The 20,291-nt window shown below is 39.1% G+C and carries 18 protein-coding genes; 8 read left to right on the forward strand and 10 right to left on the reverse strand.

Annotation, left to right across the window (positions count from 1 at the left end; genetic code table 11):
- Window positions 1-14 precede the first annotated feature (14 nt).
- The 4 genes from glyQ to FV185_RS09695 are packed head-to-tail and all read left to right on the forward strand — an operon-like array spanning window position 15 to window position 4,976.
- Window positions 15-902 (forward strand): glycine--tRNA ligase subunit alpha, encoded by an 888-nt coding sequence (gene glyQ / locus FV185_RS06225; protein WP_067495170.1) that lies wholly within the window; start codon window positions 15-17, stop codon window positions 900-902.
- A complete protein-coding gene (gene glyS, locus FV185_RS06230) occupies window positions 895-2,967 on the forward strand; it encodes a glycine--tRNA ligase subunit beta (RefSeq protein ID WP_067495173.1) in 2,073 nt (690 codons plus the stop codon). The genes glyQ and glyS overlap by 8 nt, the downstream gene beginning before the upstream one ends.
- Complete coding sequence (gene gmhB / locus FV185_RS06235; protein WP_067495176.1) at window positions 2,960-3,508, forward strand: D-glycero-beta-D-manno-heptose 1,7-bisphosphate 7-phosphatase; 549 nt, start codon at window positions 2,960-2,962, stop codon at window positions 3,506-3,508. Before glyS ends, gmhB begins: the two co-directional genes overlap by 8 nt.
- Before the next feature lie 4 nt (window positions 3,509-3,512).
- Window positions 3,513-4,976 carry a SprT-like domain-containing protein gene (locus tag FV185_RS09695; protein ID WP_197457803.1) on the forward strand — a complete coding sequence of 488 codons (1,464 nt, stop codon included), beginning with the start codon at window positions 3,513-3,515 and terminating at the stop codon, window positions 4,974-4,976.
- Window positions 4,977-4,978: 2 nt separating this feature from the next.
- On the opposite strand, the gene FV185_RS06245 is transcribed toward FV185_RS09695, so the two are convergent.
- The 6 genes from FV185_RS06245 to FV185_RS06270 are packed head-to-tail and all read right to left on the reverse strand — an operon-like array spanning window position 4,979 to window position 11,043.
- Complete coding sequence (locus FV185_RS06245) at window positions 4,979-5,710, reverse strand: DsbC family protein (protein ID WP_067495179.1); 732 nt, start codon at window positions 5,708-5,710, stop codon at window positions 4,979-4,981.
- Window positions 5,707-6,903, reverse strand: a complete 1,197-nt coding sequence (locus FV185_RS06250) for an FAD-dependent monooxygenase (protein WP_067495182.1) — start codon at window positions 6,901-6,903, stop codon at window positions 5,707-5,709. Before FV185_RS06250 ends, FV185_RS06245 begins: the two co-directional genes overlap by 4 nt.
- Entirely contained in the window at window positions 6,900-8,078 is a 1,179-nt protein-coding gene (locus FV185_RS06255; RefSeq protein ID WP_067495185.1) for an FAD-dependent oxidoreductase, read from the reverse strand. Before FV185_RS06255 ends, FV185_RS06250 begins: the two co-directional genes overlap by 4 nt.
- Window positions 8,063-9,373 carry a Xaa-Pro aminopeptidase gene (pepP, locus tag FV185_RS06260; RefSeq protein ID WP_067495188.1) on the reverse strand — a complete coding sequence of 437 codons (1,311 nt, stop codon included), beginning with the start codon at window positions 9,371-9,373 and terminating at the stop codon, window positions 8,063-8,065. The genes FV185_RS06255 and pepP overlap by 16 nt, the downstream gene beginning before the upstream one ends.
- Window positions 9,374-10,030: a nucleotidyltransferase family protein gene (locus tag FV185_RS06265; RefSeq protein WP_067495946.1), complete on the reverse strand. Its 657-nt coding sequence runs from the start codon at window positions 10,028-10,030 to the stop codon at window positions 9,374-9,376. It lies immediately after the preceding gene.
- An 11-nt stretch (window positions 10,031-10,041) separates the two neighbouring features.
- The gene (locus FV185_RS06270) at window positions 10,042-11,043 is read right to left on the reverse strand and encodes an aminoglycoside phosphotransferase family protein (protein ID WP_082787064.1); all 1,002 of its coding nucleotides are present in this window, start codon (window positions 11,041-11,043) and stop codon (window positions 10,042-10,044) included.
- Window positions 11,044-11,118: 75 nt separating this feature from the next.
- Between FV185_RS06270 and FV185_RS06275 the strand changes: the two genes are divergently transcribed.
- The 4 genes from FV185_RS06275 to rsmA are packed head-to-tail and all read left to right on the forward strand — an operon-like array spanning window position 11,119 to window position 16,565.
- Complete coding sequence (locus tag FV185_RS06275; protein ID WP_067495194.1) at window positions 11,119-13,485, forward strand: LPS-assembly protein LptD; 2,367 nt, start codon at window positions 11,119-11,121, stop codon at window positions 13,483-13,485.
- Window positions 13,482-14,804 (forward strand): peptidylprolyl isomerase, encoded by a 1,323-nt coding sequence (locus FV185_RS06280; protein ID WP_067495197.1) that lies wholly within the window; start codon window positions 13,482-13,484, stop codon window positions 14,802-14,804. The genes FV185_RS06275 and FV185_RS06280 overlap by 4 nt, the downstream gene beginning before the upstream one ends.
- Entirely contained in the window at window positions 14,776-15,786 is a 1,011-nt protein-coding gene (gene pdxA / locus FV185_RS06285; RefSeq protein ID WP_229347076.1) for a 4-hydroxythreonine-4-phosphate dehydrogenase PdxA, read from the forward strand. Before FV185_RS06280 ends, pdxA begins: the two co-directional genes overlap by 29 nt.
- Window positions 15,786-16,565, forward strand: coding sequence for a 16S rRNA (adenine(1518)-N(6)/adenine(1519)-N(6))-dimethyltransferase RsmA (gene rsmA, locus FV185_RS06290; RefSeq protein ID WP_067495203.1), 780 nt, complete (start codon window positions 15,786-15,788; stop codon window positions 16,563-16,565). Before pdxA ends, rsmA begins: the two co-directional genes overlap by 1 nt.
- Here the strand turns inward: rsmA and FV185_RS06295 are convergent.
- From FV185_RS06295 to rpe, 4 genes are read right to left on the reverse strand one after another with little or no spacing between them, the layout of a single operon-like run.
- Complete coding sequence (locus FV185_RS06295; protein ID WP_067495206.1) at window positions 16,540-17,118, reverse strand: anthranilate synthase component II; 579 nt, start codon at window positions 17,116-17,118, stop codon at window positions 16,540-16,542. The genes rsmA and FV185_RS06295 overlap by 26 nt on opposite strands.
- Window positions 17,119-17,130: 12 nt before the next feature.
- Complete coding sequence (locus FV185_RS06300) at window positions 17,131-18,141, reverse strand: LOG family protein (protein ID WP_067495209.1); 1,011 nt, start codon at window positions 18,139-18,141, stop codon at window positions 17,131-17,133.
- A 2-nt stretch (window positions 18,142-18,143) separates the two neighbouring features.
- Window positions 18,144-19,607 (reverse strand): anthranilate synthase component I, encoded by a 1,464-nt coding sequence (trpE, locus tag FV185_RS06305; protein WP_067495212.1) that lies wholly within the window; start codon window positions 19,605-19,607, stop codon window positions 18,144-18,146.
- Window positions 19,604-20,263: a ribulose-phosphate 3-epimerase gene (gene rpe, locus FV185_RS06310; protein ID WP_067495215.1), complete on the reverse strand. Its 660-nt coding sequence runs from the start codon at window positions 20,261-20,263 to the stop codon at window positions 19,604-19,606. Before rpe ends, trpE begins: the two co-directional genes overlap by 4 nt.
- Window positions 20,264-20,291: the final 28 nt, after the last annotated feature.

The following is a 20,291-nucleotide window of genomic DNA, read 5'->3' on the forward strand; positions in this document are numbered from 1 at the left end:
GGAGTTTTTACATTATGCACAGTTTCCAAGATATTATTCTCGAATTACAACGTTTTTGGGGTAAGCAAGGGTGCGCACTTTTACAGCCGTTTGATATGGAAGTTGGTGCCGGTACCTCACATACCGCAACTTTTTTAAGAGCATTAGGGCCTGAACCCTGGCGCGCTGCTTATGTTCAACCATCTCGACGCCCTAAGGATGGTCGTTATGGCGATAATCCCAATCGACTTCAGCACTATTATCAATTTCAAGTCGTTTTAAAACCCTCACCAGATAACATTCAAGAGCTATATTTGGACTCTTTACGAGCTCTAGGCATTGATCTGCAAAAAAATGACGTACGTTTTGTTGAAGACGATTGGGAAAATCCCACGTTGGGTGCCTGGGGTTTGGGGTGGGAAGTTTGGTTAAATGGCATGGAAGCCACTCAATTCACTTACTTTCAAGAAGTGGGTGGATTAATTTGCAAACCTGTATTAGGCGAAATCACCTATGGTCTTGAACGATTAGCCATGGCTCTTCAAGGTTGTGACAATATTTATGACCTAGTATGGACTCCAGGTATCACCTATGGTGATGTGTATCATCAAAATGAAGTGGAACAATCTCGTTATAATTTTGAACACAGTAACCGCGAATGGCTTTTAGAGCAATTTAATGGTTTTGAAGCAGAAGCATCACGCTTAATTAATACTCAGTTACCTCTTCCTGCCTATGAAATGACTTTAAAGTGTTCTCATACTTTTAATTTATTAGATGCGCGTGGAGCCATTTCTGTGACTGAAAGAGCAAGCTATATTGGACGAATTAGACACTTAGCTAAACAAGTAGCTCAAGCCTATTATGATTCACGTGAAGCGCTTGGTTTTCCTATGTTAAAAAAGGAAGAAAACCATGTCTGATAATTTGTTAATTGAATTATTAACCGAAGAATTACCACCAAAGCGTCTAAAACAATTATCGGACACTTTTGCACAATGTATTTATTCAGGACTTCTTGAGGCACAATTAATCACCGAACAATCTAGGTTTATATCTTACGGCACGCCAAGGCGACTTGCTGTCACAGTAGATCAAGTTAGACCTCAGCAACCTCAACAACGTATAGAGAAAAAAGGACCTAATGTAAAACAAGCTCATTTAGCTGATGGCAGCCCCTCTCCTGCGCTACAAGGTTTTATGCGCTCTTCCTCTATCACCCAAGACCAACTGGTCATAATGAAAGACAATAAGGGGCAAGATATTTATGGGTATACTTTTGAGCAAAGTGGTAAGACATTAGAAGAATTATTACCTGACCTATTACACAAGGCGTTTTCTCAGCTACCTGTAGCTAAAATTATGCGTTGGGGGGACAGTAGTTTTAGTTTTGTCCGACCAGTTCATGGATTGGTTGTTCTTCATGGCAAGAAAATCATTGACATTAATTTACTAGGGATTCAATCCGGTAACATAACTTTAGGCCATCGCTTTTTAAGTAGCCAACCTATTACTCTCAGTGGTTCTGATCATTACGCTGAACAACTAAAAGAAGAAGGTTGTGTGATTGCTCGTTTTGATGATAGAAAAAAACTGATTCACGATTCATTAAAGCAACATGCCAATGGGTTAGAAGTCGTTGGAGATGATAACTTACTTAATGAAGTTACCTCTCTTGTTGAGTGGCCACAGGTTTTAAAAGGACAATTTGATAAAGACTTTTTAAACGTACCATCTGAATGTTTGATTTTATCAATGCAACAACATCAAAAGTACTTCCCGCTTAAAGACAATCAAGGACAATTACAGCCCCAGTTTCTTTTGGTAAGCAATCTCAACACTTCAGATCCTCACTTCATTATTGACGGCAATGAACGTGTTTTACGTGCGCGTTTGTCAGATGCACAGTTTTTCTATCAAACCGATCTTAAAACACCACTTATAAAACGACTTGAGACGCTTAAACAAGTTATTTATGTTAAAAGCTTAGGCAGTGTTTATGAGCGAGTCTACCGTATAAAAGACTTAGCCCGCATTATTGCTAAAAAAATAAATGCTGATATCTTAACCTGTGAACAAGCCGCTGAACTCTCTAAGGCAGATCTGACCAGTGAAATGGTGGGAGAGTTTCCTGAGTTACAAGGTATTATGGGTAAGTATTACGCTCTCAATGATGGTTATTCTGAGCTTATCGCTGAAGTCATTGAAGATCATTACCATCCACGTTTTGCTAATGACACATTACCAAGAAGTCAGGAAGGAATTATTGTAGCCATTGCTGAAAAACTCGAGTCATTAGTCGGTTTGTTCGCATGTGGTCAAATACCTACTGGTGACAAAGATCCTTATGGTTTGAGACGGGCGAGTCTAGGCGTTATCCGTTTATGTATTGAAGGTAGCATACCTATTGCTCTAAACGAACTCATAGAAGACTGCGCGTCAACATTTACATCTCATCAAATTAACAGTGAGATAAAAACAAAATTGGCTCAATTTATTATTGAACGACTAAAAGGTTATCTCAAAGATCAATATTTTAGTTTTGAAGAAATTGAATCTATATTACCTTTTGCTGAGTCACGGTTAGATCTACTTCCTAAAAGACTATTAGCAATCAGAGAATTCAGTCAATTATCTGAAAGTAAAAAACTTGCTGCAGCCAACAAACGCATTAAAAACATTCTTAAGAAAAATGATGTTAATAATGATCATAATGGTGACTTTGATCAGCTCACTGAATCTGCTGAAACCAATCTGATAAATTGTTTGAAAACTGTTTCTACTCATGTTGAATTGGCCATGAGTAGAAACGATTTTAATATGGCATTAACACAACTTATTCCATTAGCCGAACCTATTAATCATTTTTTTGATGAAATAATGATTATATCGGAGGATTTAACAATCAGGTCACAGCGCATATCTCTGTTGCTCGCTATTTATCAATTAATGCAACAAGTAGCAGATATAGGATCATTAGATGCCTAGTACAAAATTAATTATTCTTGATCGTGACGGCGTCATTAACTATGACAGTGATCGGTATATCAAAAGTCCTGACGAGTGGAACCCTATTCCAGGTAGTCTTGAAGCTATTGCCAGATTAAATCAAGCTGGTTATCAAGTGGTTGTTGCCACCAATCAATCTGGAGTGGCACGTGGGTTATTTGATATGAGTACTCTTAACGCGATTCATAACAAAATGATTCAGTCACTCTCTCAGGTGGGTGGAAGAATAGATGGGATATTCTTTTGTCCCCATTCTAATGAAGCCAATTGTAGTTGCCGAAAACCTAAAACTGGCTTATTTGAAGAAATCGCTAAAGTATTTAATGTATCTCTTAAACATGTTCCAGCAATTGGCGATTCCCTAAGAGACCTTGAAGCTGCAAGTAAAATGCAAGCTCAACCCATTTTAGTACTAACAGGTAAAGGTGAAAAAACATTTAAGCAAGGTAATCTACCTAAAGAAACAATAGTAGAACTAGATCTACTAAGTGCAGTTGAACATCTTATTACACCAGTTTAATTTCATGAGAGTTATTGGCTCAATTATTTATCTCATTATTCAAAGCATTATTACTCCCATCTTTGCTTTATTAATGATTTTATCGACACTAATCAACCGTCGTACTCTACCAAAATTATTGGCAAAATATTGGTGTAAGACAATGCTATATTGCGGCGTCTGGTTTCGAGGAGTTAAGTTTACAGTTACAGGATTAGAAAATATCCCCTCTACTCCCTGCGTTATTCTCTCTAAACATCAATCTGAATGGGAAACCTTATTCTTACCAGTTGTATTGCCTCCTCATTCAATTGTACTTAAGCACGAGTTGTTAAAAATTCCTTTTTTTGGTTGGGGTCTTAATTTACTTGAACCTATTGCCATTGATCGTTCTCAGAAAAAAGCTTCCCTAGAGCAAGTCATTGCACAAGGTATTGCTAGATTAAAACAAGGACTGTATGTGGTTATCTTTCCTGAAGGTACTCGTGTAAAACCAGGGTATAGAGGACGCTATGCACAAAGTGGCGCTCAACTTGCAACCAAAGCACAGGTTCCTGTTATACCTGTTGCACATAATGCTGGTACCTATTGGCCTAAAGGATTACTTAAGCAACCAGGTACTATCGAAGTACGGTTTGGTAAACCCATTGATACTCTCAACAAAACCTCTGCTGAGGTAAACAAAGAAGTAGAAGAATGGATTGAAGATAACATGGAGCAAATCACAGGGCAGCCTGCACACTCTGTCTCAAAAAAAACCACTCAGCCACTTATTAAAAAAAAGGGTAGAGAATACACCATAAAAATCAACGAAAAACTCATTCCCTACAAGGTAGTAAGAAGAAAAAATCGAAAAACCATAGGTCTAATTATGAATCAAGAGGGCTTATCAGTAGCTATCCCTCATTGGGTTAATATTAATCAGGTTGAAGATGCCTTACGGCAACAACAAAAATGGGTATTAGACAAATACTTATCCTGGAAAAACAAACCAAAACCCAGCCAACAGGAATGGAAAGAGGGTGCCACAGTACCTTGGCTTGGCTCAACTAAAATCATTCAGTTTGCGTTAAATGAACAACTGAATTTATTTGAAGACAGTGATCATTTTATTCAAATTGAACCGACAGACAATAATATTCAAAATACTATTATTAATCTCTATCGGAGAGAAATAAAAAACATCCTTGCAGAAGAGATTGAGAACTTTAGTAAATTACTCAATCTTTCAACCATACCCGCTTTTTTTGTTAGTAACGCACAAAGTCGCTGGGGAAGCTGCAATACAAAAGGGGAACTACGATTCAACTGGCGTTTAATGAAAGCCTCTAGAGAAGAGATTCGCTACGTAGTTGCCCATGAAATGGCTCATTTGTTTGAGTTTAATCATGGACCACAGTTTTGGCAATTAGTTGAAAAAATTTATCCTGAATTTCGTCAAGCGAAAGAGCGCCTTAAAAAAAATGACGCTCTATACCGGCAATTTTAAAACTAATGCGGCCCTAATAACTTTTCTAAATCATTAGTTGAAATAACACCTGGAACTTTTTGGCCATTTTTAAAAATCAATGTTGGCGTTCCGGTAATATTCAATTTTTCCGCTAATGACTGTGTTTTTTCTAAGTCTGATAAGTCACATTGCGTGTTTTTATTTATTTGTATTTTTTTCAACAAATATTGGTCCCATGCTTTAGCTCTATCTTTGGCACACCAAATTTCCGCTGAACGTTGTGGGGCATTAGGATGGAGAGAGGCAATGGGATACACAAAAGTGTAAATCGTTACATCATTAATATTTGTCAGTTCAGACTCCAAACGTCTACAGTAAGGACAATCAGGATCTGAGAAAATCACCAATTCGCGTTTCCCATTACCTTTAACTCGCTTTATCGCTAACGACAAAGGTAACTCAGCCCAAGAAACTGCATTGATTTTATCCAATTTTTTTTGTGTTAAATTTTCTAAATTGGCTGCTTGATAAATTTCACCTGCAAATAGATAAGTCACATTCTTGTCTGTGTAAATGATTTGATGATCATCAGTATCAACTTCATATAAATCCCAAATACCCGATGACTCTATATGTTCAATATGACCTTTTAATTTAGGCACTTTATTGACAATTTTATTTTTAAGCCAATCTAAATTATCCTCTCCAGCATACACTGTAGATTGGGTTATGAGAATAAACAATACAACCAACCACTTGAAATTGTGCTTCATGCATGTCCCGCCTGTTTAAGTAATATTTTCTTTAATCCCGGTAAACCATTAATGATATTCATACCTGTATTTCGTACCCATGAAATCCATGGCGTATTGATACGAAAACCAACATATAAAGAATGGGTTAATCCTTGCATCAATGCAACTGATTCCACTCTCCGTCTTGCATAAGAAGATAACAATGAGTACTCACCAATATCAATTGGTGTGGTTTTACTACTCAATAACTCTATAAAAGCACTCACATCAGCAAGCCCCAAATTAAGACCTTGTCCTGCCATAGGGTGAACACCATGAGCTGCATCACCACATAAAACAAATCTATCTAAGAAAACCGGATTAACTCTAATTAATCGCAGTGGAAAGACATGAGGCTTTGTTATCTCTTTAATATGACCAATGCCATACCCCACTCTATTATGAATTTCTCTTATCCGTTTATCTGGATCAATACCACTAAGATAGTGGGCGTTATCATGTTGGGTAGACCACACCAGAGAAATTACCTTATTGGGCAAAGGCAGAAGGGCGACAATGTCTCCATTAGATAAGAACCATTGTTTTGCTATACCATCATGGTCTTGATCACTTTGATAATTCGCTACCAGGGCAGAATGTTCATATTCAGTAATTGTTTCTTCAATACCCATCATTGATCGGGTAGGTGAAAACAAACCATCTGAGGCAACCAATAATTGACAGTAAAGCTGCATTCCATTACTGAGAGTCACCACCCTTAACCGCTCAACTAAATCAGTACTTGTAATGCTCAATCCAAATAAATGTTTAACATATGGATGATGATTTGTTTTTTTATATAGTGCCTGAATAAGTTGTTTACTTTCGATAATCACACCAAGTGAGTCATTCTCTATACTTTTGTCTTGTGCATTAAAATCCAGTTGTCCCGTTTTATCACCAAACACTTTCATAGCAGTGATAGGTTGGATTCTCTTTAGATCACAATACTTCCATGCATCTATTTTTTTTAGAAGAGTGACACTATTTTCATTCAGGGCATAGATCCTAGCATCATATTCATGGCTTTCATCTAAGGAGGGGGGAGATAGTGCTTGATCTACTATGGCCACCTTATTCCCACACTCTGCCAAAGATAACGCCATAGCCAACCCAGTAATACCTGAACCTATTACTACAGCATCAAACTGAAGCGTTTGTTCAGTTTTCATTTTAATATACCTTGTACACCATAGAGCATTGTATTAGTCAACATACGTCTCAGCGGAGGGAAAAGGTTCATACCAAATAAAACCTGATTACGTAATCTATTAATAATGGGATAATTGTTGGAAAATCCAGTTACCAGTAGATGGGTTAATCCAATACCAAACATGCGATCTAAACGTCTGCGTCGTTGATATTGTTCGTTAAATGCTTGCCCGCCTAAACCACTTACTGAGAACTCTTTTACCAAATCAAAAAGCGTTTGCGCATCACGCAAGCCCAAATTAAACCCTTGCCCCGCAACTGGATGCATGGTTTGTGCTGCGTTTCCAATACATATTAAATGTGGTTGAGTTAAGTTGCCAACAACCTTCAAAGTGAGGGGGTAACTGTTTCTTGTTCCAACTGACAAAAATTGACCTGCACGATAACCAAAATGTTGTTGTAATTCAGTTAAAAACAAACTATCACTTAATGATAATAAGTGTGTAATTTTTTCTTGTGTTCCTGTCCAAACTAATGCGTAGTGATCCTCGAATGGCAACAGAGCAACAGGTCCCTCTGAGGTGAACCGTTCATAAGCAAGCCCGTCATGGGGTTTACTACAAGTAACCTGCGCAACCAAGGCGACTTGCTTATAAACACTATCATGAGTAATAGAAAACAGTGACGCTGTTAATTGTTTACCTCCATCAGCCAGGATCGCGAGAGAAGCTGTTATTGAGCGTGGATGCGTGCCACCAATTACAACCTCGGCATGACTCTCTGTGACTTTAACCTGCATAACAGGTGATCCAGTTTCCACTTTAACTGATGTCTTGTTTAATGCGCTCAAAATTGAGTCTACTAATACATTATATTTAAGAACATAACCTAAGGCAGGTAAATCCATTTCCTGCGCGGTTAGTAGTGTTTGACCAAAATGGCCTTTATCTGTAACGTGAATTTTTTTTATATAAGTTGGAGAGTGGCTTGGCCATGCTTGAATTTTTTCAAGAATCTCACGACTTCCATGTGAAAGAGCAAGGGTTCTTTTTTCGTCTGCATGCAAATTGTCTCTTGCTTCTAACAATACAACCTTTAAGCCTAGACCAGATAAACCCAAAGCGACTGCTGAGCCCACGGGACCAGCACCGATAACTGCAATATCGACATGCTGAGAATTTACTGATTCATCCATGATTCGATATCCACCACTGTTTTATATGCATCTTTAGTCAATACATCAACGCCATTATGAGTTACCAATATATCGTCTTCTATTCTGATTCCAATGCCATGAAATTGTTCAGGTACGCTGGAATCAGGACGGATATATAACCCTGGTTCAACTGTCATCACCATTCCTGGTTCAAGATAGCGAGATTGCCCATTAATCATGTATTCGCCAACATCATGAACATCACGACCTAACCAATGCCCAGTTCTATGCATATAAAAACGTCGGTAATCTCCTGACTCAATAATCCCATCAATACTTCCTTGACACAATTTCAAATCAACAAGGCCTTCCACCAGTGAACGAACGGCAATTAAATGGTAGTCATTAAATTGAATTCCTGGTTTTATCGATTCAATTGCTGCCAGTTGAGCACGTAAAACAATATCGTAAAGCAGTTTTTGAGTATCAGTAAATTTCCCATTTACTGGAAACGTTCGAGTAATATCAGACGCATAGCCTTGCCATTCGCAACCAGCATCAATAAGCATGAGCTGACCTGATTTTACCGTTGCATTATTCTCTACATAATGCAGAATGGTAGCATTCTCTCCAGCTGCCACGATTGAAGGATAAGCAGGCGCATCTGAACCATATTTTTTAAATTCATATAAAAGTTCAGCTTCAACCTCATACTCGTATTGCGCGTTCATAGCTGACCTCATCGCTCTATTGTGCGCAGTTGAAGCAATTCTTGCAGCCTGTCGCATGATAGCAATTTCAACTTCATCTTTTATAAGACGCATTTCATGAATCACTGAACGCACGTCCATAAATCGATAAGGAGCGTTCACTCCTTGTCGTATCATTGACTTTACATGATTAACAGCATTAAAAATAAGTTCTTCTGTTGGGGTTTTCTCACCCCAAAGACTATATATTGTTGATTGATTAACTAAATATTGCGGTAATCTTGAGGAAAACTCATTAATCGAAAACGCCTCATCAACCCCCAATTCACTCACTGCGGCTTCTGGGCCCAATCGAATTCCATCCCAAATCTCTCTTTCTAAGTCCTTGGGTTGGCAAAATAAGGTGGTTGTAGCACGACCATCTTGAATCTTCATCAATAAAATGGCGTTGGGTTCTTTAAAACCGGTTAAATAGTGGAAATTACTATCCCAGCGATAATTGTAATGTGTGTCGGCATTTCTAGTCTGTTGTTGCGCAGTGGCTAAAATTAATATCCCATCATCAAGCTTTGCTGCTAATTGTTGCCTTCTCAAACTAAAATGCTGCCTTACTGAAGCTGTCATTTATCTATCCAATAATTGATTTATTCTGTCTAATTCCTCAATCGTACCAACATTTGACCACAATCCTGAAAAAAGTTGTCCACTTACTTGGTTTAAACCAACTAATTGTCTTAAGTATTGGCCTAAGTCCAATATCTGTCCAGGTTGAAAATGCATTAAACCTCGACGTTGATAGAGACCAATATTGCCATAAGTAAAAGACTGAGCTTCTGGCATAGTGACTCGATGAGATTGCAAAGAAAAGTCACCTTTAAAGTGACTTTCCTCAATTAAAACAAGATGTGCCAAATCATGACTGTCAATAGAATGACTTAAGAGAGAGTGAAAATCAAAGTCTGTAACAATGTCTGCGCTGATTACTAAAAACTGTTCTTCTTTAAATAACGTTAGTGCATTAACAACTCCACCCAATGTCCCTAGCGCCGTTTGCTCGTAAGAATAATCGATGTTGAGATTAAATCTAGCACCATCGCCTAGATGCTGTTCAATTAAATGCCCAAGCCAAGCCAAATTAATCACTATATGTTTAATACCAGCTTTTGCTAAGGCAGTAACATGTCTTTCAATTAAAGTTAAATCACCTACTTTTTGTAATGGCTTTGGAAGAATATCAGTAAGAGGTCTCATTCTCTCTCCTCTTCCTGCAGCTAAAATCATTGCTTCTGTTATCAAAAGGTATACCCTATATCGTCTGGTTTATCCTCAAGAAAATCTAATACCTTCATAAGAGGACTTAGTTCATTGTAACGTGAAACAGCTGCTCTTAAATAACCCCATACTCTAGGAATATCCTGTAAATAGGCTTGTTTATTATCTCTATGTGCAAGTCTTGCAAAAATACCTACTACTTTTAGATGTCGTTGAATACCCATCATTTCAAAATCACGATAAAACTCAGAAAAATCGTTATTTTCAAGTAACTGTTCTTTTTTTAACTCTTGCCAATAGCGAATCAGCCAATCTAGCTGTTGTTCTTCAGACCATTGGATGTAGGCATCTCTTAATAATGAGACTGCGTCATAAGTAATCGGGCCGTAAACCGCATCCTGAAAATCAATAATCCCAAGATTATCTTTTGTAATCATTAAATTACGACTATGGTAATCGCGATGAACCCATACCTTAGGTTGTTTTTTGATATGCTCGACAATTCTGTTTATAGATAGACTAAGCGCTTCAGATAAATGTGGACTTAGGGTTACTTGCTTCTCTTTGGCCACGTACCAATCGCGAAACAATGACATTTCTCGTCGCAATAAATCTTCTGAATAGTCAGGAAAAACCTTCGGTAGACTATTTTTCTGCATTGGAATCAATGCCTTAAGCGCTTTTACATACCACAGGTTGGCTTCCTGAGGTTTGTTAGTTACTCTGTTTAGAAAAGTTTCAGAGCCAAAATCCGTTAACAGTAAAAACCCACGCTCAAGCGAGCTGCGAAAAATTTCAGGCACAGAGACACCAACTTGGTACAATTGCTGCTGTACATGTAAAAAAGGATGACAATCCTCTAGATCAGGAGGAGCGTCCATGACAATAAAAGAGTTCCCTTGCCAATTAAAACGATAATAACGTCGATTGGAGGCGTCTGACGAGGCGGGGATAACTTCATTAGCTGAAATGGAGTGGCTTTCATTAAGCCAACTAATAAGCTCTTGGAATCTAAGATCCATAGTATCCTTTAGTACATTGCAATAAACCATAATTTATGCGATTTTAACAAAATTAAATAATGAATTGACTGCCTGATGCCGCCTTTTTTAATCCGTGGATTGTTTGCTTTAATTTTTATGCTGCCATTAATTACTATGGCAGATGACGCTATTGATACTCCACTGACACTACAGCCATCAAAGAAATATCGTTTAAGCGTCCCCCCCTTACCTGACAATGAACAAGTTGTGTTTATTCGAGGGGATCATGTAGTATCACAAAATGGGTTTGTGGCCCAAGCTGACGGGCATGCTGAAGCACGTCGCGGCGGATTGTCTTTATTTGCAGATCATATTTACTTTAAGCAAAAAACCAATACTATTGAAGCCACTGACAATGTTCACATGGTTAAAGACAATGTGATTACTGTTGATGGTCCACATGGTGTTTTGAATATGGATACCCATCAGGGTTATTTTGACAATCCAACCTTGTTTTATGCCCCAACACCCGAACGCCCTCTTGGTTCAAGGGTCAATGCGGCTTTAATGAATTTTTTGAATGACCATCAAGAACATGCGCTTGATAGCTCATATACAACCTGCCCGGTAGGTCGAAATGATTGGAGTATCAATACTACGTCAATGGATCTTAATCAGGAAACCAATAAGGGAACAGCGCATAATGCAACGATCGATTTTATGGGTGCCCCCATTCTCTACGCACCTCAAATCACCTTTCCTCTTAATGGGTCAAGACAATCAGGATTTTTATCACCAACGATTGGGGCAAGTACCAGTACAGGCCAAGACTATGCTGTGCCCTACTACTTTAATATTGCCCCCAATTTAGATGATACATTAACGCCCAGAACGATGAGTGCACGAGGCATTCAGCTTGGTAATGACTTCCGTTATTTAGAACCCACTTTTTCTGGGGAATTAGTCACAGAAATCTTACCGCACGATGCTCAAACAAATACGTCGCGTTGGTTTTATAGTTGGAAAAATAATTTGTCTATAGCGCCGGGGGTAGGGCTATCTGCAGATATAGAACAAGTCTCTGACCCAAACTATTTTAACGATTTAAGCTCTCTACTTGCGCCGATGGCCTTGGCGTATTTACCGAGGAATATTAATTTAACCTACAACCGTATTCCTGATTGGAATATTAATGTGCAATCTATTTCCTACCAAACACTGTTTGGTGCTACACCACAGTACCGCATGGAACCACAAATTAATGCTAATTACAGCCACCTTGATACAAACGGAACTTATCAAATTGATGCAACCAATCAATATACAAGCTTTATTAGCCCGGGTTACTATATTAATGGCAACTCAATTTATAATGGGATTGTATATAATGCCGCGCAACAATCTGTGACTAGCGCTGATCGTTTTGTTTCTTATCCTTCAATTACTATTCCTTTCCACAACAGCTTTAGTTTCTTAAAAATCAAAACAGGTGTTAATTTAACTCAATACAATTTAACCGAGTTTGCTAATCAGGCAGGTTACCCTTCATCAACATTAACACGCGTATTACCCATCACCAGCGTTGATTCTGGTTTAACCTTTGAGCGTGATGACTCGTTATTTGGTCATAGCTATACGCAAACTCTTGAGCCGCGTTTATATTATCTTTATATCCCTTATAAAAATCAGTCACAGTATCCTGTCTTTGACTCATCTCTAGCCAACTTTGACTCAACAACTATTTTTTCTGAAAATCAATTCAATGGTTATGATCGGATTAATAACGCCAATCAGCTTACTGCCGCTGTCACCTCACGTTTTATTAATCCGACCTCTCAAATTGAAGAATTACGTTTAATGCTTGGACAACGTTTTTATTTTGTGCAAAACCAAGTATTACTACCTGGAGAAGCACCTTATCCTTATAGTGTGTCCGATTACATAGCTGAAGCAAGTGCCAATATATACAATCACTGGAAACTAAGTGGTACATTAGATTTAAATGCTCAAACACATCAAACAGAGCAAATCTATATTTATGGTAACTATTCACCTGCACCAGGAAAACTCGTTAATGTTGGTTATCAAAACAACATTAATCAGTTTTTTACAATCAATCCCACCATTACTCCTGCTCAAGTTTATAACAACACCACTCAAACTTTTGCTTTTTTCCCAATTCGTCAATGGGATGTATCAACAGAGTGGCCGGTTACTAGTCATGTTTCTGTTCTTGGTAGAGTGTCTTACTCAACCATCATCAATCAAGTCATGCAAGGATTAATGGGAATTGAGTATAATCAAGATTGTTGGGCATTACGATTAGTCAGCACACGTTTTGCAGTATCGTCAATACAGACAAACTCTGCATTTTTTATACAGTTAGAACTAGGAGGTCTTGGATTAGGGCAAAACCCATTGCAATCATTATTGCTTAATATTCCAGGCTACGTTAAAACCACCGATATTAATACCCCATGATACCGTTTAGAAAATCCTTTACTCTTCTCCTATTTGCTTTAACTTATTTGTTGAGCACTAATTTATACGCAGTGGAAACAAAAAAAACTGCTCCACCAGAGGTCATTGACCGTATTGTTGCTGTTGTAAATTCCGATGTCATTACCTTGTCCGATTTGACTGATAGAACGAATTTAATAGCCAAACAATTACAAAAGCAAAATATTCCGCTACCTGATCGCAAAATATTAATGCGTCAAGTACTAGAAAAAATGATTTACGACTCAGTTCAAAAGCAATACGCAGAAGAGATGGGGTTGAAAGTTGAAGACGCGCAACTTGACCAAGCAATCGAGAGAATAGCGAAAAGCAACCACCTAACTGTTGAACAATTTAACAAACAAGTGGTGAGTGAGGGGGTTCCATTAAAGAAATTTCGCCAAGAAATCAGTACTGAGATGTTATTAGCTGAATTGCGAAAGAGGGAAGTGGATAATAAAGTACAAGTGAGTGACAATGAAGTCAAAGCTCAACTTGCACAAGAAAAAAAATTAGGAGCCAATGCTCAAGAGGAGTATGACATTGCTCATATTTATGTGTCTGTTCCTGAGAACTCCACCAGAGAACAACGTGATCTTAGCCGTAAAAAAATTGAAAAAGCGTTAAATACCATTAAAAGTGGCGTAGCCTTTTCTCAGGTAGCAGCGAGTTACTCTGATGCACCAGATGCATTACAAGGCGGTAATCTCGGATGGCGTCCAGCAGCAAGGTTACCCGTTATTTTCGTCGAAGCTGTACAAAAAATGCATCCTGGAGATACCAGTAACATTTTAGAAACATCTAATGGTTTTCATTTGATTCAGTTACTCGACGTCCGTGGTGGTGCAACAGCTAAAAAAATCACCCAATATCACGTTCGCCAGATACTCATTAAAATTAATCCAGGCGAAGAAGCGCAAGCAAAAAACAAAGTCTATGGAATTTATGATCGTCTTAAGGCAGGCGAGGATTTCGCTAAGGTTGCCAGTTTGTCGTCAGAAGACGATAGTAGGAACAATGGTGGTGATATTGGTTGGATCACAGCAGGAGAAACGCTGCCTGATTTTGAAAAACAACTTCAACTATTACATCCAGGAGAAATAAGTCAGCCATTTGAAACTGCTTTGGGTTGGCACATTGTGCAATTAGTCAGTGAAAGAGAGAGCGATACCTCTCTTGAGGGAAGAATGGAAGCCATAAAACAAGGTATTACAGCCAGAAAAACTGATGAATTGTTTGATGAATGGGTAAGGCAGTTAAGAGATAACGCCTATGTCGACATCCGACTCGATGACTTCTAATTCACAAAAAATAATTGGTCTATCCGTTGGAGAGCCTGCTGGAATAGGTCCTGATTTGGCAGTAATGATAGCGCAAGAGAGGGATATTAAAGCGCAGTTAGTGTTATGTGCTGATAAAAACATGCTCATTGAACGCGCAGCGATGTTGGCTATTCCTTTTGAGTTTGAGGAATTTGATCCTCATAACCCTCATCAATGCCATTCTCATATCGCCGTTTGGCACCATCCCTGTGAGGCTCCTGTTACCCCAGGAAGCCTCAACGTTCTTAATGCAAATTATGTGTTACAAGCACTCACTAACGCAGCCCAATACACCTATCAGGGTATCTTTCATGCGTTGGTTACAGGTCCTATACAAAAAAGTATTATCGAAGAGTCAGGAATTATTTTTACCGGACACACAGAATATTTAGCCCAACAGTTTTCGATACCTAAAGTGGTTATGTTGCTTGTTGGAGGAGAATTAAAAGTGGCCCTTGCCACCACCCATATTCCTTTAAAAGAAGTAGCTCAATCCATTACTGAAGAGGATTTGTTTTCAACTCTACAAATATTACATCGAGAGTTAAAAACAAAATTTAATATCCCAGACCCTAGAATAAAAGTTGCGGGACTTAACCCTCATGCTGGTGAAGACGGACATTTAGGAGATGAGGAAATAAGAGTTATCTCTCCAACGATACAACGCTGTCAATTATTAGGGCAGCGTATTGAAGGACCTTTTTCAGCAGATACTTTGTTTTTAGAGGACTCTCTTCAGGGAGTAGATTGTGTCTTAGCCATGTACCATGATCAAGGTTTACCCGTTCTTAAAACGACTAGTTTTGGCAGAGGAGTCAATATTACTTTAGGTTTACCAATCATTCGTACCTCTGTGGATCACGGCACCGCTCTCTCGCTTGCAGGTAAAAAAAATGCTCATATTGATGCGGGTAGCTTAAAAGAAGCCATTAACACGGCATTACATATGAACCATAAATAATGACAAAACACATTGCCAGAAAACGCTTTGGTCAACATTTTTTGGTTGATCAATCCATTATTTATAATATTATTAAGTTAGCTCATTTTCGCAGAGAGGATAGCGTTGTAGAAATTGGTCCCGGACTTGGTGCCCTCACCCATCCTTTACTCAAAGAACTTGATCACCTCACCTTAATTGAACTAGACAGAGATCTAATTCATTATTGGCAACAACAGACCCAATATAAAAGTCAAATTACGATTGTTGAAAGCGACGTACTTCAAGTTGACTTTAAACAGTTTCCGAATCATTTTCGACTTATTGGTAACCTTCCCTATAATATTTCTACGCCATTACTCTTTCATCTCACAATGAGTGCAGATAAATGGCGAGATGCTCATTTCATGTTACAAAAGGAAGTGGTTGATCGTTTAACTGCTCAACCTGGAAGTGGTGACTATAGTCGTTTAACCGTTATGATGTCCTATCGCTTCCATCTTGAACATTTATTTGACGTTCCTCCCTCAGCATTTAACCCCCCACCAAAAGTGATGTCAGCTATTATCAGGCTTATTCCTAAATCTATGGATAGGCTCACAGCACACAATGAAAAACTCTTCGCTCAAGTGGTGATGGACGCATTTTCTCAAAGAAGAAAAATGTTACGTTCAACCCTAAAAAAATGGGTTAACGAGAGTCAATGGGAACAATTAGCAATCGACCCTCAACGTCGAGCTGAAACACTAAGTGTTGATGACTTTGTCAAAATAGCTAATTTTTTGTGTGGTATCGCGTAAGGAAGTTGTTCAACAACTGATGACCATGCTCAGTCAAAATAGACTCTGGATGAAACTGAACTCCCTCTAAAGGGTAATGGGTGTGTTTTATTCCCATGATCTCTCCATCCTCAGTCCATGCGGTGACTCTTAATTCTTCCGGTAATGACTCTTTCTCAACAGCAAGAGAATGATATCGTGTAGCCCTCATTGGGTTCGGTAAATCCGTAAAAACACCTTCATTATGATGAAACACAGATGAGACTTTGCCGTGCATAACGGTTTTTGCGTGAACTACTTTTCCACCAAAGGCTTCTCCAATAGCTTGGTGTCCAAGACACACGCCTAAAAGAGGTAATTTCCCCGCAAATTGACGAATCACCTCCACTGATATCCCCGCCTCCTTTGGACTACAAGGCCCGGGAGAGATAACAATATAAGATGGGCGCAATTGCTGAATACCATCAATGGTTATTTCATCGTTTCTTTTAACCAGTACCTCTTGACCTAATTCACCAAAATATTGGACAAGGTTATAAGTAAAGGAATCATAGTTATCAATCATTAACAACATAAATATATATCTTTAAATTGGGTCAGTACGAAGTGAAGCAGTTTTTCTTGGTTGGATGCGCCCTTCACCATCAAAAATATCAGTACCATTACTGCGATGCCATTCACGAATGCCATGCCAGGCTTCTTGTGCGGTTTCAGCGTACCAAAACAGATTCATGTCTTCAGGATCAATATTGCCATAATCCAACAGTCTTTCAAAATTCACCACATCACGCCAGAAGCTTTCACCAACTAACACAACTGGTATAGGAGCAATTTTTCTTGTTTGAATGAGGGTTAACGCACCAAATAACTCATCAAAGGTACCATAACCACCCGGTAAAGCCACTAAGGCTACGGCACGTTTCATGAAGTGTAGTTTACGTAACGCAAAATAATGAAACTGAAAACACAGTCCCGGGGTGATGTATGGATTAGGATATTGCTCTCTTGGTAAAGTAATATTTAAGCCAACACTACGAGCACCCACCTCATATGCACCACGATTGGCGGCTTCCATCCCGCCAGGGCCACCACCAGTCATAATCACCAAACTTGAGTCTTGCGGTCCATGACCTGCTTGTCCTACTAGTTGCCCCAATTGGCGTCCTACTTCATAGTAGCGAGACAACTCAACCTGTCGTTCAGACAAACGCACTTGTTGTTTTAAAAACGTATTAGCAGGGTCTGCCGCTAGTTTTGCTAGTACCAATTCGTGCTCTACTTTAGCTAACTTTTCGTCTTTTAAACGTGTGCTACCAAATACTACAATAGCGTGGTGAATACCATAATTGTTCATGGTAGTTTCAGCTTTGCTGTAATCCAGTTGTAAGCGTACCCCCCTGAGAGCATCCTCATGAATAAAAGAGACATCTTGATCAGGCTCAACATAAGAGGGATTGGCCATAATTTCTTGTTGGCGTCGCTTTAACTCCTCTGCTTCTTTGACACTTACGGGATGTTCCCACGGAAGCGGGCAAATTCTTTCTAAGGGATGAGGAGGTTTAGGGATAGAACGTGAAGAATCACTTTTATCTGTCATGGTTAGTGTAGTCCTTGTTCCGCGAGCTGAGCTGCTTTTTGTACCGCACGAGATTTATTGACGGTTTCTTGCCATTCGCTCTCTGCTGTCGAATCGGCAACAATTCCTCCACCTGCTTGAACGTATAACACCCCATCTTTGATGACAGCAGTGCGAATAGCAATGGCTAAATCCATATTTCCTGAATAATCAAAATAACCCACCGCTCCACCATATATACCGCGGCGAACGGGTTCTAACTCATCGATGATTTCTAATGCTCGAATTTTAGGCGCTCCACTTAAGGTCCCTGCTGGGAAAGTGGCTTTTAAGACATCCATGGCTTTAAACCCTGGTTTTAATTTTCCCTCTACATTGGAGACGATGTGCATGACGTGAGAGTAGCGTTCTATCACCATTTTCTCAGTGACTATCACCGAACCCGTTTCTGCAATTCGGCCCACGTCATTCCGACCTAAATCCATCAACATAATATGTTCAGCTATTTCTTTAGGGTCGTTCAATAAATCCATAGCCAAGTTTTCATCTTCTAGCGCATCACGTCCTCTGGGCCGAGTCCCCGCTATGGGTCTTAACGTCACTTTATTATCTTCCAGTCGCACGAGAATTTCTGGTGAGGCACCGACCACATAAAAATCCTTCATATTGTAATAAAACATGTAAGGAGAAGGATTTAGTCTTCTTAATGCACGATATAATGCCAACGGCTCTGCCTTAAAAGAACGATGCATGCGGCGACTTAACACCACCTGCATAATATCGCCCTCTTTAATATACTCTAGTGCTTTATTAACAGCTTGTTGATGCCATTGTTGATCAGTATCGTTAATTAATTCATCAGAATCTGTCACAGCCAACTCAGGTAACAAAGCAGGTTGGGTTAATTCTTTAGATAGTTCTTCAAGCCGTTTTGTTGCCAGATCAAAACCTTGAGGATGACTTGCGTCACCATAGACAACAAGATGAAGTTGCCCAGACAAATTATCTATAACCACTAATTCAGTTGTGACTAGCAATAAAATATCTGGGGTCCCAATGTCGTCTTTTTTCCAACCTTGACTAAGCTTAGGCTCTATATAACGAATAATGTCATGGCCGAAATAACCCGCCAACCCCCCGCAAAATCTAGGTAAGACCTTAAGTGGTGCTGCCTTAAATTGCTCTTGAAAGTGCTCAATAAAATCAAGTGGGTTATCAACAGTAATAGACTCAGTTGCCATGCCATCGGTCTCTATATCCACCTGATACTGGGTCACTCGAAGTCGTTTTTTTGCCGGTAAACCAATAAAAGAATATCTTCCAAAGCGCTCTCCACCATGAACCGACTCAAGTAAAAAAGTATAAGGTGCTTGAGCGAGCTTTGCGTAAACTGAAAGGGGGGTATCTAAGTCTGCAAGCTGTGTTTTTACTACTGGAATTAAATTATATCCTGCTTGGCCTAAGGCAAAAAACTCTTCTTTTGTCATCGGTTTAACTCTTTACGCATTGCGGCAATCGTGGCGAGATAATCAGGGGTGTTAAATATTGCTGAACCTGCCACAAAGGTATCAGCGCCTGCTTGTTTAATGGAATGAATGTTATCCACCTTTACGCCACCGTCAATTTCCAACCAAATATCATAGCCAGACTCATCAATACGACGTCTTACCTCACGCAGTTTTTTTAATGCTTCAGGTATAAAAGACTGCCCACCAAAACCTGGATTAACAGACATAATCAAGATGAGATCTAGTTTATCCATCACATGGTCTAGATAGCTCAAAGAGGTAGCAGGATTGAATACTAATCCTGCTTTACAGCCTTGATCATGAATAAGACCAATTGTACGATCAATATGTTCACTGGCTTCTGGATGAAAACTAATAATCCCAGCACCTGCCTTAGCGAAGTCTGGAATAATTCGATCAACAGGCTTGACCATTAAATGCACATCAATCGGAACGGTTGCATAAGAACGTATCGCCTCACAGACTAATGGGCCAATTGTTAAATTAGGCACATAATGATTATCCATTACATCAAAATGGATAAGATCAGCGCCAGCTGCAATAACATCTTTTACTTCCTGACCTAAATTAGCGAAATCTGCTGATAATAAACTTGGTGCAATTCGATCTACCATATCCCTTTCTCCCCTATTCATTTTATCT

Origin of the sequence: Ferrovum sp. PN-J185, assembly GCF_001581925.1 — a bacterium.
GTDB lineage: Bacteria > Pseudomonadota > Gammaproteobacteria > Burkholderiales > Ferrovaceae > PN-J185.